The 15870-nt window shown below is 59.4% G+C and carries 15 protein-coding genes; 8 read left to right on the forward strand and 7 right to left on the reverse strand.

What is annotated here, in order from left to right:
* Window positions 1–129: 129 nt before the first annotated feature.
* Window positions 130–1218: a recombinase RecA gene (gene recA, locus HGP17_RS05365; RefSeq protein ID WP_168806589.1), complete on the reverse strand. Its 1089-nt coding sequence runs from the start codon at window positions 1216–1218 to the stop codon at window positions 130–132.
* A 239-nt stretch (window positions 1219–1457) separates the two neighbouring features.
* Between recA and HGP17_RS05370 the strand changes: the two genes are divergently transcribed.
* Window positions 1458–2402 (forward strand): carbohydrate kinase family protein, encoded by a 945-nt coding sequence (locus HGP17_RS05370; RefSeq protein WP_168806591.1) that lies wholly within the window; start codon window positions 1458–1460, stop codon window positions 2400–2402.
* A gap of 46 nt (window positions 2403–2448) precedes the next feature.
* On the forward strand, window positions 2449–3375 hold the full coding sequence (locus tag HGP17_RS05375) for a pseudouridine-5'-phosphate glycosidase (protein WP_168806593.1): 927 nt from the start codon (window positions 2449–2451) through the stop codon (window positions 3373–3375).
* A gap of 74 nt (window positions 3376–3449) precedes the next feature.
* Here the strand turns inward: HGP17_RS05375 and trpS are convergent, their stop codons facing one another.
* Together trpS and HGP17_RS05385 are read right to left on the reverse strand one after the other, a co-directional pair.
* A complete protein-coding gene (trpS, locus tag HGP17_RS05380) occupies window positions 3450–4469 on the reverse strand; it encodes a tryptophan--tRNA ligase (protein WP_168806595.1) in 1020 nt (339 codons plus the stop codon).
* Window positions 4470–4703: 234 nt separating this feature from the next.
* Complete coding sequence (locus HGP17_RS05385) at window positions 4704–7319, reverse strand: PAS domain-containing sensor histidine kinase (RefSeq protein WP_168806597.1); 2616 nt, start codon at window positions 7317–7319, stop codon at window positions 4704–4706.
* Between the two features lie 289 nt (window positions 7320–7608).
* On the opposite strand from HGP17_RS05385, the gene HGP17_RS05390 reads away from it, so the two are divergent.
* Window positions 7609–8514 carry a flagellar biosynthetic protein FliO gene (locus HGP17_RS05390; protein WP_168806599.1) on the forward strand — a complete coding sequence of 302 codons (906 nt, stop codon included), beginning with the start codon at window positions 7609–7611 and terminating at the stop codon, window positions 8512–8514.
* 190 nt (window positions 8515–8704) lie between these two features.
* On the opposite strand, the gene dksA is transcribed toward HGP17_RS05390, so the two are convergent.
* Window positions 8705–9124: an RNA polymerase-binding protein DksA gene (gene dksA / locus HGP17_RS05395; protein WP_168806601.1), complete on the reverse strand. Its 420-nt coding sequence runs from the start codon at window positions 9122–9124 to the stop codon at window positions 8705–8707.
* A gap of 280 nt (window positions 9125–9404) precedes the next feature.
* Here dksA and HGP17_RS05400 point away from each other — a divergent pair, with 280 nt between their 5' ends.
* The 4 genes from HGP17_RS05400 (at window position 9405) to HGP17_RS05415 (ending at window position 13214) form a co-directional block, all read left to right on the forward strand.
* Window positions 9405–9896: a histidine phosphatase family protein gene (locus HGP17_RS05400; RefSeq protein WP_168808104.1), complete on the forward strand. Its 492-nt coding sequence runs from the start codon at window positions 9405–9407 to the stop codon at window positions 9894–9896.
* Window positions 9897–10000: 104 nt separating this feature from the next.
* A complete protein-coding gene (locus tag HGP17_RS05405) occupies window positions 10001–11476 on the forward strand; it encodes a YcjX family protein (protein WP_168806603.1) in 1476 nt (491 codons plus the stop codon).
* Window positions 11473–12558 (forward strand): TIGR01620 family protein, encoded by a 1086-nt coding sequence (locus HGP17_RS05410; protein WP_168806605.1) that lies wholly within the window; start codon window positions 11473–11475, stop codon window positions 12556–12558. The genes HGP17_RS05405 and HGP17_RS05410 overlap by 4 nt, the downstream gene beginning before the upstream one ends.
* A 104-nt stretch (window positions 12559–12662) precedes the next feature.
* Window positions 12663–13214: a hypothetical protein gene (locus HGP17_RS05415; RefSeq protein WP_168806607.1), complete on the forward strand. Its 552-nt coding sequence runs from the start codon at window positions 12663–12665 to the stop codon at window positions 13212–13214.
* A 67-nt stretch (window positions 13215–13281) separates the two neighbouring features.
* On the opposite strand, the gene folK is transcribed toward HGP17_RS05415, so the two are convergent.
* The 3 genes from folK to folP form a co-directional block, all read right to left on the reverse strand.
* Window positions 13282–13800: a 2-amino-4-hydroxy-6-hydroxymethyldihydropteridine diphosphokinase gene (gene folK / locus HGP17_RS05420; RefSeq protein ID WP_168806609.1), complete on the reverse strand. Its 519-nt coding sequence runs from the start codon at window positions 13798–13800 to the stop codon at window positions 13282–13284.
* Complete coding sequence (gene folB / locus HGP17_RS05425; RefSeq protein WP_168806611.1) at window positions 13793–14164, reverse strand: dihydroneopterin aldolase; 372 nt, start codon at window positions 14162–14164, stop codon at window positions 13793–13795. The genes folK and folB overlap by 8 nt, the downstream gene beginning before the upstream one ends.
* Before the next feature lie 61 nt (window positions 14165–14225).
* Window positions 14226–15095, reverse strand: coding sequence for a dihydropteroate synthase (gene folP, locus HGP17_RS05430; protein ID WP_168806613.1), 870 nt, complete (start codon window positions 15093–15095; stop codon window positions 14226–14228).
* 92 nt (window positions 15096–15187) lie between these two features.
* Between folP and HGP17_RS05435 the strand changes: the two genes are divergently transcribed.
* Entirely contained in the window at window positions 15188–15811 is a 624-nt protein-coding gene (locus HGP17_RS05435; protein ID WP_168808106.1) for a DUF922 domain-containing protein, read from the forward strand.
* Window positions 15812–15870: the final 59 nt, after the last annotated feature.

Consider the following 15870-nt stretch of genomic DNA (forward strand, 5'->3'; position numbering starts at 1 on the left):
CAGAGGCTTTTATCGTTCGCTCCGGGCGCTGTCCAGCCGCACAAACAAAACCGGCCGCACATCCATTGGACAATGCGGCCGGTTCAAGCACTCAATTCATATCAAGCCGGGAATTGCTCCCGAATCTCGTTATTCGCTGGAACCGTCGCCGTCATCGCCGGAATCGGGACCACCATTCTGCAGGAAGCGGTCGGCGATCAGGCCGGCGTTCTGGCGCAGCGACAATTCGATTTCGCGGGAGAGATCCGGATTGTCGCGCAGGAAGATCTTCGCATTTTCGCGGCCCTGGCCGAGGCGCTGACTGTTATAAGAGAACCAGGCGCCCGACTTCTCGACAATGCCCGCCTTGACGCCGAGATCGACCAGTTCGCCGGTCTTGGAAACGCCTTCGCCATACATGATGTCGAATTCGACCTGCTTGAAGGGAGGCGCCATCTTGTTCTTGACGACCTTGACGCGCGTCTGGTTGCCGATCACCTCTTCGCGCTCCTTGACAGCGCCGATACGGCGGATGTCGAGGCGAACCGAGGCGTAGAACTTCAGCGCGTTACCGCCGGTCGTCGTTTCCGGCGAACCGAACATGACACCGATCTTCATGCGGATCTGGTTGATGAAGATCACCATCGTCTTGGACTTCGAGATCGAAGCCGTCAGCTTGCGCAGCGCCTGGCTCATCAGACGGGCCTGCAGGCCCGGCAGGCTGTCGCCCATTTCTCCTTCGATTTCTGCGCGCGGCGTCAATGCGGCGACGGAGTCGACAACGAGAACGTCGACGGCGCCGGAGCGTACCAGCGTATCGGTAATTTCAAGCGCTTGTTCGCCGGTATCCGGCTGCGAGATCAGAAGGTTCTGCAGATCGACGCCGAGCTTGCGGGCATAGACCGGATCGAGCGCATGTTCGGCGTCGACGAAGGCGCAGATGCCGCCCTTCTTCTGCGCTTCTGCAATCGTCTGCAGCGCCAGCGTCGTCTTACCCGAGCTTTCCGGTCCATAAACTTCGATGATACGTCCCTTCGGCAAGCCGCCGATGCCGAGGGCAATATCAAGGCTCAGTGAGCCCGTGGAAACCGTTTCGATTTCGACCACGTTCTCGTTAGAACCGAGCTTCATGATCGAGCCCTTGCCGAACGACCGCTCAATTTGAGAGAGTGCCGCTTCAAGTGCCTTGCTTTTATCCACCGATTTGTCCTCTACAAGCCGCAAAGAATTCTGAGACATTCGATCCACCTTTAAGTTATTGAAGCCGCTCTAGCAATGTCGCCGCCGATGAGAATTCTGTACTCTATTTGTTCTCATATCGCAAGAGCACAACAAGCAATTGAAAGAAAAAGATAAAATGAATTCCGTTCTACTTTTGTTTTGTTCTTTCTTACCAGACACTTACGCATCGACGGAAATCGGATCGGGCATCATACCGGCATCTCCGATTCGTCTCGTCGGCTGCTGAGGAAAACCATATGGCGAAGAAGATTCTCGTTCTCGGCGGTGCCCATGTCGATCGGCGCGGCCGCATTTTCGGCGAGACGGCACCCGGCGCCAGCAATCCCGGAGCCTGGTTCGAGGAGCCCGGCGGCGGCGGCTTCAATGCGGCCCGCAACCTCGCCCGCCTGGGCTTCGACGTCAGGCTGATCTCGCCGCGTGGCGGCGATCCTTCCGGCGAAATGGTGGCGGAAGCAGCAAGCCTTGCCGGCATTGACGATCGGCCCTTCGTTTTCCTTGACCGTAAGACGCCGAGCTACACGGCGATCCTTGAGCGTGACGGCAATCTCGTCATCGCGCTGGCCGATATGGAGCTCTATCAGCTGTTCGTGCCGCGGCGATTGACGATTCGCGCCATTCGCGATGCGTTCGAAGAAACCGATCTCGTTCTTTGCGACGCCAATCTGCCGGCCGAAACCTTGGCTGCGATTGCGACGAGAGCCGCCACCTGTGGCAAGCCCGTTGCCGCCATCGCGATTTCGCCCGCCAAGGTCGTCAGGTTGAAGCCGAGCCTTTCCGGCATCGATCATCTCTTCCTGAATGAGGCTGAGGCCGCGGCTCTGACGGAGAGCCGCCCGGAAGACCCGCGCGAATGGGTGAGCGGATTGCGCGCGCTTGGTTTGCGCAACGGTGTCATCACCCGAGGCAAACGGGAATTGATCGCTTTTTCGCGCGACTCGATCGTCAGGCTTCACCCGCCCATTGTCGAGGAAGTCGCCGATGTCACCGGGGCGGGAGATTCGTTGGCAGCCGGCGTTCTGGCCGCACTGCTTTCCGGCCGCGAACTCGCAGAGGCGGTGCGTCATGGTGCAGCAGCCGCCGCGATTACGGTGCAATCGCCCTATGCTACGGCCGAAAATCTGTCGCCCGAACTTCTAAACTCAATGTTGACCCTTGTTCCCAGGGCCGAAATTCTGTCATGAAGCCCGTTCAAATCACACCTTTAGTATCAGTCAATTGGACACGACAATGACCCAGCCTCTCTCGCCCTCGCTTCCGATCGCCTATTCGAAGGAAGTCGCCGCCGCCAAGCTGCGCGGCGCACCGCTCGTGGCTTTGGAATCGACCATCATCACTCATGGCATGCCCTACCCCGGCAATATCGAGATGGCCCGCAGCGTCGAGGCGATTATCCGCCAGGAAGGTGCCGTCCCCGCAACCATCGCCGTCATTCACGGCACCCTGCATATCGGCCTCGAACCGGAAGAGCTGGAAGCGCTGGCCAAGACCGAAGGCGCGATGAAGGTGTCGCGCGCCGATATCGCCTTTGCGATCGCCGAGCGCCGCACCGGTGCAACCACCGTCGCGGCCACGATGATTGCCGCGGCCCTTGCCGGCATCAAGGTTTTCGCGACCGGCGGCATCGGCGGCGTACATCGCGGTGCCGAAGAGAGCTTCGACATCTCTGCCGACCTTGAAGAACTCGCACGCACCGGCGTCATTGTCGTCTGCGCCGGCGCCAAGGCAATTCTCGACATTCCGAAGACGCTCGAAGTGCTGGAGACCCGTGGCGTGCCCGTCGTCACCTATGACAGCACCGAATTCCCCGCGTTCTGGTCGCGCGCCTCCGGCCTGAAAAGCCCGCTGACGCTGAACAGCCCCGCGGCGATCGCGAACTTCCAGAGCACGCGCGAACAGCTCGGCATCAATGGCGGCATGCTGATCGCCAATCCGGTGCCGGAAGCTGCCGAAATCCCGCGCGAGGAGATGGAAATCTACATTCAGCGCGCCCTCGACAGCGCCGAACGGGATGAGATCGCCGGCAAGGCCGTCACGCCCTACCTGCTGAGCACCATCTTCGACATCACCGATGGCCGCAGCCTCAAGACGAACATCGCGCTGGTCGAAAACAATGCAAGGCTTGCCGCCGAGATTGCCGTCGCTCTCGCCGAATAAGCAAACGCTTGGAGAAGGCCGGGCGCTAACCAAGTGCCTGGCCTTTTCTTTAAGACCGATAAGGTTGGGTTCCGTCAGCTCAGCGTAAACAAGCCCAAAGCTTGGCGCAGTTCGGCAAGAGTGGCCTCCGTCCTCCGTCTTGCCTCCCTTGTGCCCTCTCGGATCACGTCCATCACATAATCCGGCTTGGAAGCATAAAAGGCGCGCCGCTCCCGGATCGGCGCAAGCAGAGGCTGCAGCATCGCCTCCAGATGTCGCTTGAGGGTGACATCGCCAAGGCCACCACGTCGATAATGCGCTTTCGCCTCCTCAACGAAATCTCGATCCTCGCAGAAAGCATCGAGATAGGTGAAGACGACATTGCCTTCCACCTTGCCAGGATCATTCACGCGCAGATGATACGGATCCGTATACATACGCCGCACCGCGTCGCTGATATCATCACGTGAGGCCGATAGTGGAATGGCGTTGCCCTGGGATTTACTCATTTTGGCTTTGCCGTCGACACCGGGCAGTCTCCCGACGCTGGGGACCATGGCGCTCGCTTCGACGAGAATTTCGCGCCCCGCCTGTCTGTTGAGGCGGCGAACGATCTCATTGGTCTGTTCGATCAGCGGCGCCTGATCCTCGCCGACAGGAACCACCGTCGCCTTGAATGCGGTAATATCCGCCGCCTGCGCAACCGGATAGCAAAGGAACCCCGCCGGCACATCGCGTTCGAAACCGCGCAGCTGGATCTCGGTCTTGATCGTCGGATTTCGTTCCAGGCGGCTGACGGTAACGAAATTCAGATAGAGCAAGGTCAGCTCCGCCAATGCCGGCAAAGCCGATTGGACGCAGATTGTCGTCAACGCGGGGTCGATGCCGACAGCGAGATAGTCCGTGGCAACTTCGAGAACGTTGCGGCGCACTTTTTCGGGATCGTGCGCGTTGTCCGTCAACGCCTGCGTATCGGCCAGCAGCAGAAACTGCCGATGGCTGTGCTGAAGCGTGACACGGCTTTTCAGCGAGCCGACATAATGACCGAGATGAAGTGGACCTGTGGTCCGATCGCCAGTCAGGATGATAGGGCGATTATCGATTGAGGAATGCATTTGGTAGCTCCGTAAAGGGAGCCGCCGCAATCGGGAAGGAACGAGAAAAGACGGATACCTGCCGGATCACGGCGGCAGGATGTCGATCTTAAAACATGACGACTGCCGCTCCTAGAAGGAGCGCCACCACATAAGGTAATTTGGCGTGACGATATCGGTCATGCACCGCTCATAGCATCAAGGTCAGGCAACCGACAATATGAGAGCAGGAAATCACCCTCCTCTTCAGCACGCTCACTTGTCCAGTGTCTCGCGCACGACGACTGCCAGCTGCTTCAGAGAAAACGGTTTCGGCAGGAAGCCGAATTGCGCATCTGCCGGAAGATTGCGGGCAAAGGCGTCCTCCGCATAGCCGGACACGAAGATGAACTTCATATCGGGATACTTCTTGCGCAATTCGCGAAGGAGCGACGGACCATCCATTTCAGGCATGACGACATCGGAGACGACAACATCGACCTGACCGTCGAGCTCGTCCATGATCTCGAGAGCCTCGACACCGGAACCAGCTTCATGGACGGTGTAACCCCTGGTTTCCAACATCCTTTTGCCGCCGCGTCGCACCGCTTCCTCGTCTTCGACGAGCAGGACAACGGCCGACTTGCCGGTGAGATCCGCCGGCTCTTCGCTTGGCGCGACCACCGCAACACTTTGATCCATCGCAGCGACGTCGCGGCTTTCCGGCGTCTTTGCCTCGGTTACGAGGGTGGTATCGACCATGTGGCGCGGGAGGAAGATGCGGAAGGTCGTACCCTTACCCACTTCCGATTCAGGATGAATATAGCCGCCGGATTGCTTGATGATGCCATAGACCATCGCCAAACCGAGGCCGGTTCCCTTGCCCACTTCCTTGGTGGTGAAGAAAGGCTCGAAAATCTTGTCCATGATTTCAGGCGCGATACCCGTGCCCGTATCGTTGACCTCGACAAGAACCATGTCCTCATGCGGAAGATAGGCATAATTGAAGGCGCTCACATCCGCAGCCAGCAGATTACGGGTGCGAAGTGTCAGCATGCCACCGCCCGGCATGGCGTCGCGTGCGTTGACGCAAAGGTTGATCAGCACTTGCTCGAATTGCGAAAGATCGGTTTTGACAGGCCAGAGATCCCGGCCGTAATCGACATCGAGCTTTACGTTGGTGCCCGACAGCAAGCGGTCCACAAGCATGCGCAGATCGCCGATGACATCGGTCAGATTGAGGATCGTCGGGCGCATGGTCTGTTTGCGCGAGAAAGCCAGCAACTGGCGAACAAGAACGGCCGCGCGGTTCGCGTTGCGCTTGATCTCCATCAGATCCGCAAAGCTCGCGTCGGACGGACGCGCCTGCAGCAGCAGGTGATCGGACGATAGAAGAATTGCCGTCAACACGTTGTTGAAATCATGCGCGATACCGCCGGCGAGCGTGCCGACGGCATTCAGCTTCTGCGTCTGCGCCATCTGCGTCTCGAGCGCCTTCTGCTCGGTCACTTCGACAGCATAGACGATCGCGGCTTCTTCAGGCGTCTCGTCGGTCTGGTCGATAACGGCATTGATGTAGAAGCGGAAATGCCGCGTATCGTCCTTTGGATTGCGGGAATCGATCGGGGGAATGTCACCCTGTCGATCCTTCGCCGCAGCCAGTGCCTGATGCAACCGCTGCCGGTCCGTTTCATTGACGATGGTCTCGAGAGCGGCACCACGCTCGATGTCGTCACGCGACACGAGATCCGAGAACAGCTTCAGGAATGGCGCGTTGGTGCGCAGGATACGCCCGCTACCGTCGACGGACGCAATGGCCATCGGCGTATTGTTGAAGAAGCGGCTGAAGCGCATCGCCGCGGCCGAAGCCGATTGCTCCGTATCTCCACCGTTCTGGCGCGTCAGCACGATGGTGCGGCTCTCGCCCGGTGCCCCGTCGCGCATCGATGTGACGCTATGGACAATCTGCACTGGCAGGCTCTGCCCATTCGAACGTCGCAGATCGAGATCGAGCGTCACGGTCTTCTTCAAGCCCGGCTCCGCCTGGACGGACTGGATCAACGCCAGCCCCTCACCGGCAACGAGATCGCCGATCGTCATCGAGCCCGGCACGAATTTCGTCAGATCGAAACCGAGCCATTCCGCCAGCGTCGCATTAAGATAGAAGATCTCGCCCTTGCGGCCGGCAGAGAAGAAGCCGGCCGGCGCATGATCTAGATAGTCGATCGCGTTCTGCAGCTCCTTGAAGAATCGCTCCTGATCGTCGCGCTCGGAGGTTATGTCGGTAATCTGCCAGATATGCAGCGCCTTGCCGCTATCCTGTTCCGCCGGCAGAACGCGCGCCTTCAGGCGATACCAATGCGCTCCCTGGCCAATCCCGTTGAACGGACCGAGCGGCTTGAGCAGCCGGAATTCCTCGGAACCTTCCTTGCCCTCCCGCAGACCATTGGCAAGACGGTAGAGCGCTTCGTTGGATTCGCGGTTGCGCGACAAAAGTGTTTCCAGCGATTGGACTTCCGTCGCCTTGGTGGCGCCTGTCAGCCGTCCATAAGCGGCATTGGCATAAACGATCCGACCCTTCTCATCGGTAATCAGGGTTCCATCCGGATGCGTGTTCAGAAACGAGCGCGCCAGACTGTCGGACTGCGGCTGCGGCATGACCTCGACAAAGCCGATGATCGACGACACCAGGAAGAAGATGCCGACCATGGCGAGAATGCCAAGGCCGCCAAGAACGGCTTCGTTGTCGAGCTGGTTCTTGAAAACGACAAAAGCCGCCGCCGCGGCCATCAGAACGAGCGCAAGCAGAATGATGCGCAGCACGGTGCCAGAACGAATTCCGCGATCCACCAGCGGCACGCTATACTCGTCGGACGGACGCTGTTTCGTCATAGACCCCTCGTCTTGGCCGTTCTTCCTGCGATATCTCATACACGGTAGGGATCGCCGGAGTCGGACTTTCGAATCTTCTTTATCAATTTGCGTCATCGGCAAAAAGCTTTGCTGAGCCAGAAAGGCTTGAATTCACAAGCAAGAGTGCCCAACAGGTTACAATCGCATCTTGTGCAGGACTTGATCCTGTCCATATGATCGCCTCATAAAAAGACGAAGGTCAAAAGCATCTACCGCTCGTAGTTGCGCATAGGCCGCGACATCGGGGACAATTACGGAGTATCTCGACATGTTGGACGACATCGCCGGAGCCTATGGCAGCCGCTTTTTCCTCGCAGCCGGTGGGGTGGGCCTCGCCCTCCTCGTGCTGATTGGCGTTCTCTGGATTTTACGCAACAGGGCGCCTTCGCCTTTCGTGCGCGGCGGCAAGAATCGCCAGCCTCGCCTTCAGGTGCTGGATGCCGCCGCCGTCGATGCCCGCCGCCGCCTGGTGTTGGTGCGCCGCGACGGCATCGAACATCTGATCATGATCGGCGGTCCCACGGATATCGTCATCGAATCGGGAATTTCGGATCCCGCCCGCGCCGGCGTCGCCACGCCAATCGAGGCGCCGATGACACTGGAAGACAAGTTGCCGCCGCGAAGGGTCGAGCAGCTGGATAGTCCGCCCGCTGCACTGCCGCAGCGCCGGCAATCGACGGAAGAGAAGGTCGAGGCCTATTTCCGCGCCGAGCCGAGCGTTGCCGCCGTGCCAGAGCCGGTTGCCAAACCGATCGAGCGTCCGCAGCCGGTCGTACCGCCCGTGCAACGCACGCCGCAGCCCGCACCGGAAATCACTGAGGCTCAGGCCGCAGACATTCTGGATGCAGCGCGACATGTCGTTCTGCCGCCACAGGCGGCCCGTCCCGCACCTGCCGAGCCGGTGGTTGCCTCGCCCGCCCCCGCAGAAAGCACCAACGATTTCCAGCGCGTTCTGGAGGCGGAAATGTCCAAAAACCTCACAGCAGAACGGATCATCCCGAATGCGCCGCAGCAGCGACAGGTCCAGCAACAGCCGGCCGTCGCACCAACTCCGGCACCCAACCCGGCCCAACGCGTCGATCCCGAGCTCGCGCCGATGACAGGCGCAGACAGTGCTCTTCAAAAGGAAGTCGCGCGTATTTTTGGCGAGATGAGCGTCAGCCGCGACAAGTAAGACGATCCTAGGTGAGAGCGCATTCAGCGCTGTCCCAGCATCTTGCCGCATGTAGATCGAGGTATTTCCGATGTCGCAACGGTGATGCAAAAGCTGCGATAGACGGCAGCACGTTGTTTAAAAGAAAAGGCACGACGCAGATAACGTCGTGCCTTTGTCGTTTTCATTTCGACGAAAACCGATCTTCGCGTTATTCGTCGCGATAGACCTTTTCACGGCGTTCGTGACGTTCCTGTGCTTCGATCGACAAGGTTGCGATCGGGCGGGCGTCGAGACGCTTGAGACCGATCGGTTCGCCGGTTTCCTCGCAATAACCGTAGGTGCCATCTTCAATACGCTGCAAAGCTGCATCGATCTTGGAGATGAGTTTACGCTGGCGGTCGCGAGCCCGAAGTTCGATGGCTCTGTCTGTTTCCGAAGAAGCACGGTCGGCTAGATCGGGATGATTTGCGCTTTCTTCTGCCAGATGATCCAGGGTTTCGCGCGCTTCTCTAAGGATATCATTTTTCCAGGCGATCAGCTTTGCTCTGAAATAAGCTCGCTGATTTAGATTCATGAACTCCTCGTCCTCCGAGGGCATGTAGTTACTAAGATCGATCTTCTCACTCAACGCGATTCTCCTGAAGAACATCTCATATGGCCGGGTGTATATCCCAACCAATAGTGCCGATTCAAGCCAAATAGATGCTGTCAACTGATTTTTAATTTTGTCATAAAATTCAGCTAAGGGTCTATTTTTTATGCATATATTGGGAACGAGCCGAATTCGGCGTATCCACAGCCTTTCCGACGCCTCGCGTTCTCGGCCGATTCGGCGGATCGCGCCGCAGTTGACTGAACCTGCCGACAGACGCTACCTGTTTGAGGAAATCGAGCTTCGGAATTTCATCATGAGCCGCATCGTGCCGCCTCCATCCCGGATCTATCTTTTGCGTCATGCCGAGGCTCGGCAGCCTTCGCCGGGGCAGAAGGATTTCGATCGGCCGCTGAGCGAAAAAGGCTATGCCGCCGCCGAAATCGTTGCGGACGAGGCGGTCGACAAAGGCTATCGGCCTGACCTGATCATATCGTCAACAGCTCCGCGCTGCCGCCAGACCACCGAGGCCTTGCAACGCGTCGTCGGTCCATCGGCGGAGTTTCGCTTTGTCGACGCCATCTATAATGGCGGGCTGGATGTCTACCTCTCGCTCATCGCATCCCAGACAGACCAGCAATCGGTCATGCTCGTGGCGCACAATCCCACCATCGAGCAGACGCTCGAGGCCCTGATCGGCCACGAGGCTCTGGTTCGCGCTCTTCCGCGCGGCTATCCCACAGCGGGCCTGGCGGTCATCGACGCGACACCCTCGGGCTGGATGCTCACGGATTTCGTCACCGAATAGGGATATAATCAGCCTCGCGGATCCGGCGGAGACGACCAGCTCACCTTTTCGATCCGGATTTCGATCCCTATATTCATGGTCACGCTGTCACCAGGGATCCCGCCTTGCCCCCAAGCCTGACCTCCTTTACCGACGACGCTCTCATCGCCTTCGATAATATTGCCGATCGTGCCGCCGGCCTACTCAACCCGACGGTTCGTCTTGGGGTCACCGGCCTCTCCCGTTCCGGCAAGACCGTTTTCATTTCCTCTCTGGTGCACAATCTGCTGAATGGCGGTCGTCTGCCACTGTTCGAGCCGGTACAGTCCGGTCGCGTCTCCGCCGTACGTCTCGAGCCTCAGCCCGATGACGCCGTGCCGCGCTTTCAATACGAGGATCATATTCGCGCGCTGGTCAAAGATCGCATCTGGCCGGATTCGACGCGGGCAATTTCGGAGCTTCGCATCACCCTGGACTATCAGAGCGCCAGCGGTTGGAACCGCCTGTTCTCACCGGGACGTCTCTCCATCGACATCGTCGACTATCCCGGAGAGTGGCTGCTCGACCTGCCGTTGCTGGCCAAGGATTTCCGCACCTTCAGCGATGAAACACTGTCGCTTGCGAAGACCGGCATTCGCGCCGAACTGTCGCATCACTGGCTGGTGATGACAGCAGCGGCAGATATTGCCGCAGCCGCCGATGAAATGAAGGCACGCGACCTTGCCACCGCCTTTGCGGATTATCTGAAAGCCTGCAAATCCGACGAGCGTTCGCTCTCCACATTGCCACCAGGCCGCTTCCTTTTGCCTGGAGACCTGGAAGGCTCGCCCGCCCTCACCTTCGCGCCACTGCAGCTGCCGCCCCAAGGCACGGCGCCGAAAGGCTCCTTATGGGCGATGATGGAACGCCGTTATGAGGCGTACAAGGCTGTTGTCGTCAAACCCTTCTTCCGCGAGCATTTCGCTCGTCTGGACCGACAGATTGTTCTGGTCGACGCCCTGCAGGCCATCAATCGTGGCCCGGAAGCGGTGCAGGATCTGGAGCGTGCGCTGACGGACGTGCTTGCCTGCTTTCGCCCCGGCACGAACTCGCTTCTGTCCTCGCTTCTCGGCAAACGCATCGATCGCGTTCTCGTCGCCGCGACCAAGGCCGATCATCTGCATCATGAAAGCCATGATCGGCTGGAGGCGCTGACACGGCGTCTCGTCGAACGGGCCGTCGAGCGTATCGGCATGGCAGGCGCCGGCATCGACGTCATGGCGCTTGCCTCCGTGCGCGCGACCCGCGAGGCCACGGTGACGCGGGATGGCCAGACGCTTCCCGTAATCGTCGGCACACCGATGGACAAGGAGACGATTGCAGGCGAAGTCTTCGACGGCAATCGCAAGACCGCGGTGTTTCCCGGCGATTTGCCCGAAAATCCGCGCTGGCTGTTCGAAGCCCTTGAATCGAGCGGCGCCAAGATCCACTTGCCGGAGGTGAATGTGGTTCGCTTCCGCCCACCGGAACTTGACGAAACTGGCGGCGGTATCAAGCTTTCGGTGCCGCATATACGCCTCGATCGCGCCATGCAGTTCCTGTTCGGAGACCGTCTCGCATGACGAAGCCGACGATAGACGATTCCTCCAGCCCCGCCCGCCGCCCGGCGGCCTTTGCCGTGGAGCCGAGCGATACAGCCGCAAAGCTCCATTCGGAGCAACCACGCCGCAAGCCGCAGAGCTTCGATACCGAAATCGTCCTGACCCCCGACGAGGATGACCCGTTCATCAATCCCGATATTGATCCGGTGCTTGCTGCCGGCGTCGGCGCCAAACCGCGCCGGCGTGGCTTCTCCTTCGGCAAGGTCGCGCTGAGTGCGCTCGGCATTCTCATATCGCTCGCATTCGGTCTTTGGACCGACCAGCTCATCCGCAACCTATTCAGCCGCGCGGACTGGCTGGGCTATACCGCCCTTGCCGTCGTCGCCATCGGCATCCTCGCCGTGATCGCCATCGTGATCAGGGAGACCGCCGGCATGATGCGGTTGGCGGCGGTGCAAACCATCAAGACAGAGGCGGAAGCCGCCATTCTGGAGACGCGCCCGGCGCGGGCAAAGGCACTCGTGAAACGTCTTTGCACAGTTCTCGAGGCCAATCCCGAAACGGCGAGAGGCCGCGCGACGCTGAAAGCTGCGGAAGACGACATTATCGATGCTCCACAACTGATCGACCTTGCCGAACGCGAACTTCTCGGCCCGCTCGATCGTCGCGCAAGAGCGCTCATTCTTGGCGCATCGAAACGAGTTTCTGTCGTCACTGCCGTCAGCCCGAGGGCGCTCGTCGATATTCTTTACGTTCTCTATGAGGCCTCCAAACTGGTGCGTGCCATGGCGGAGCTTTATGGCGGCAGGCCCGGCACGCTTGGCATGATGAGGCTGATGCGCGATGTGCTCGCCCATCTGGCCGTTACCGGCTCGATCGCTGTCGGCGATAGCATCGTGCAGCAACTGATCGGTCACGGCCTAGCGTCGAAGCTTTCCGCGCGGCTGGGCGAAGGCGTCGTCAACGGCATGATGACCGCCAGAATCGGGATAGCGGCCATGGATCTTTGCCGGCCGCTGTCGTTCAAGGCGCTCAAGCGACCCGGTATTGCCGACTTTGCCGGTGACCTGACGCCCAAGGGTGCTGGCCGCCCGACGACATAAACGCCCGCAGATCAGGCTTTACACGCCGCAGGAAACCAAGCATTAACCATTATCGGGCAAAAGTGGGAACCAGATTTACGGTTCCGCCTCGCTAGGGAATGTCCATGTTTTCGCGTCAATTTCTTCTTGTAAGCGGCCTTGCCGCCGCGACCCTCTCCACGGGTGTTTGGGTACATTCGGCCGAAGCGGCTCCCCGCGACAAGGCTTTCTTCCAATCCGTCGCCGGCTCCTGGAACGGTCCGGGCGAGATCGTCGCCGGGAAGTACAAGGGCACAAAGTTTACCTGCAGCCTCACGGGCAAGCCGCTGGATGGCAGCAATGCCGGCGTGAAGCTCGACGGCACCTGCCGCGTCGGCGTTTTCCAGCAGCCGATGTCGGCAGAGATCACGCAGAGCGGCGGCTCCTATAGCGGAAAGTTCCTTGACGGCGCAGCCGGCAAGGGTCTGGATGTTACGTCCGGTACGGTCAATGACAGCACGGTTGTCCTCGGATTGAACCGCCAGAAGCTGAACGGCGCCATGATCGCCCGCGTATCCGACAACAAGTCGATGAACGTCACGATCTCGGTCAAGGTCGGTGAGCAGATGGTTCCGGTGATCGGCGTCACGCTGAAGCGCGCGGATGTCGATCAGATGGCCGTCGGATCGATCCAGTAAGGTTCGGATATCTCTCTCAAAAGCAAAAGGCCGGCAAGTTGCCGGCCTTTTGCTTTTGCACATCTCGTCACGCCGTTCGCCACCATTCATGGCTTTCATCTGAAATCTCGATGCCTTCAACATCGACGTCGCCCAGCCAATCGGCCACCTTGCGACCGCTCACCATGAGATCCGCCGCGAAGTCGGCAAGCGGCATCAACACGAAACCTCGCTCGGTCATGCGCGGATGCGGGATGGTCAGAAGCGGTTCAGTCTGCTCGATGTCGCCATAGGTCAGGACATCGATGTCGATCGTTCGAGGTCCCCAGCGTTCGATACGGACGCGCTTCATCTCACGCTCTATTTCAAGGCAGACGTCGAGCAGAGCTTCCGGAGACAGCGTCGTGTCGACCGCGGCGCAGGAATTGTAGAAGAAGGATTGATCCGTTTTGCCCCAGGGAGGCGTGCGATAGACCCGCGAAACAGCAACGACTGTCACGTCGTCGCGTCCGTCGAGCGTACGCAATGCGAGCGCCATTGCCCGCACCGGATTATCCAGATTGCCACCCAAACCAAGCGTCGCACGCACTGCTGTTGTCTCAGGCAAAATGCTCAACACTCACCTGTACATAATCGAGAACGCCCGGAACCGGCGCATTGGGCTTACGCAACGTAACCTTGGCGCGGCGAATGCTCGGAAAGCGCCGGCACAATTCCTTGGCGACATCGAGGGCCAGCGCTTCGATCAGATAACGGCGACGGCCGGTCACGATCTCCTCGATGACCGTAAAGGCAATGCCGTAATTGACGGTATCGTCGATCGAATCGCGCTCCAGCGCATCGCCGGCCTCTACGTCGAGTTCGGCATCGACGAAGAACCGCTGCCCGAGGAATTCTTCCTCGTCATACACGCCATGACGGGCAAAGAAAGCACAGTTCTGCAGCGTAATTGTATATGTCACAGCGCTCATGGCGTCCCTCCGTTTCGAACAGGCACAACGGCGTCCGAAAACCGCTCCCTTATGATGGGGATCATGCTTTAAGTCTCGCGCGCGTCTTGAGAATAGCATCCGCAACCGCCAGCGCGTCCCTGTTGATTGCGACATTGTGTACGCGGAATAGGGCTGCTCCCTGCAGGCGTAGTATCGCGCTGGTCGCTGCCGTTCCGACATCGCGATCAGCCGCATCCCGCCCCGTGATCGTGCCGACGAATCGCTTGCGGGACGTGCCCACCAGCAAAGGCAGGTCAAAGCGCAGCAGCGCGTTGAAACGCGCCATCAGCTCGAGATTTTCTTCCGCGCTCTCCTTGGCAAACCCGAAGCCGGGATCGAGCACGATATTGCGTCTGTCGACACCCGCCGCTGCGGCAATATCGAGCGAGCGGTTGAGGAACACGAACTGATCGTCGATCACATCCGACAGCTTGTGCCGGTCGCGACCCGTATGCATGATGCAAAGCCCGGCGCCCGTATGCGCTGCGACGACAGCGATATCAGCTTCGCGTTGCAGGCCAAAGACATCGTTGACGATATGCGCGCCGGCGCCGATCGCCAGCCGCGCTGTGTCGGCGCGATAGGTATCGATCGAGATCAATGCATCGGTCTTGCCGCGCAAGGCCTCGATGACCGGAAGGACCCGGCCCTGCTCCTCGCTGGCGTTGACCGCTGCCGCACCGGGCTTGGTCGATTCGCCGCCGATATCGACGATGTCGGCACTGGCCTCGACACAGGCAAGCGCATGCGCGACAGCCGCGTCGACGGCTTCATAATGACCGCCGTCCGAAAAGGAATCCGGCGTTACGTTGACGATCGCCATGATGACGCTCTTCAGGCCAAGCTCGATGCTGCGCCCATGCGCGACATGCCACTTTTGGCTGCTAAGCTCGATCACGAACAGTCCCATCCCATTGAAAATGAAAAAACCTTGCGCCTGATATTGCGCTCACAGTGGCTATGCCGCAAGGTTCGCGGAAGTTCAACATGGTTGCGTCACGAATGCCGCTTGCATCCCATAAGATCCGTCTTTCGTGTACTTTTCTGCTCGCGCTCTGCATGCCCGGAATGGCCGATGCCGAGGTGGTCGCGCGCAAATCCATTTCTTATTTCGATATCAAGGGTACAACGGCTGACGAGCTCGATGCGGCGCTAAACGAGCGCGGACCGCTTGCCATGGGCTCCAGCAGCCATCATCCGGGCGCGACCCGAATTCGTTTTGGCGGCAACGCGACCTACAGCGAGGCGAACGGCCGCTGCTATATCTCCGGTGTGAAGGTAACGGTCGAAACCGAGATCATCCTGCCGCGATGGCGCGATCGGCGCGGCGCGAGCAAGCAGCTTTCGATCATCTGGGACACATTGTCAGCCGATATAAGACGTCATGAGGATCGGCACGTCGAAATTGCCCGCCAGCATGCCCGGCAAATGGAAAAGCTCATCCTGGCCCTGCCTTCTGCCAACGATTGCGACGCACTTCAGGACAAGGCGAACGAGGTCACGACACGGGAAACCGAACGACACGATGCCGACCAGGCCCGTTTCGATCGCATCGAAGCGATCAATTTTCAGAACCGCCTACAGAGGCTGCTCTATTACCGAACCCAGAAAAATGGCCGGCAGTAGGCTTCGCAGCCTGCATATTCACACAAATCACAGCTGATATGGCGCAAATTGTGTGAAAA

This window comes from Rhizobium sp. P38BS-XIX (assembly GCF_012641435.1).
Lineage (GTDB): Bacteria > Pseudomonadota > Alphaproteobacteria > Rhizobiales > Rhizobiaceae > Rhizobium.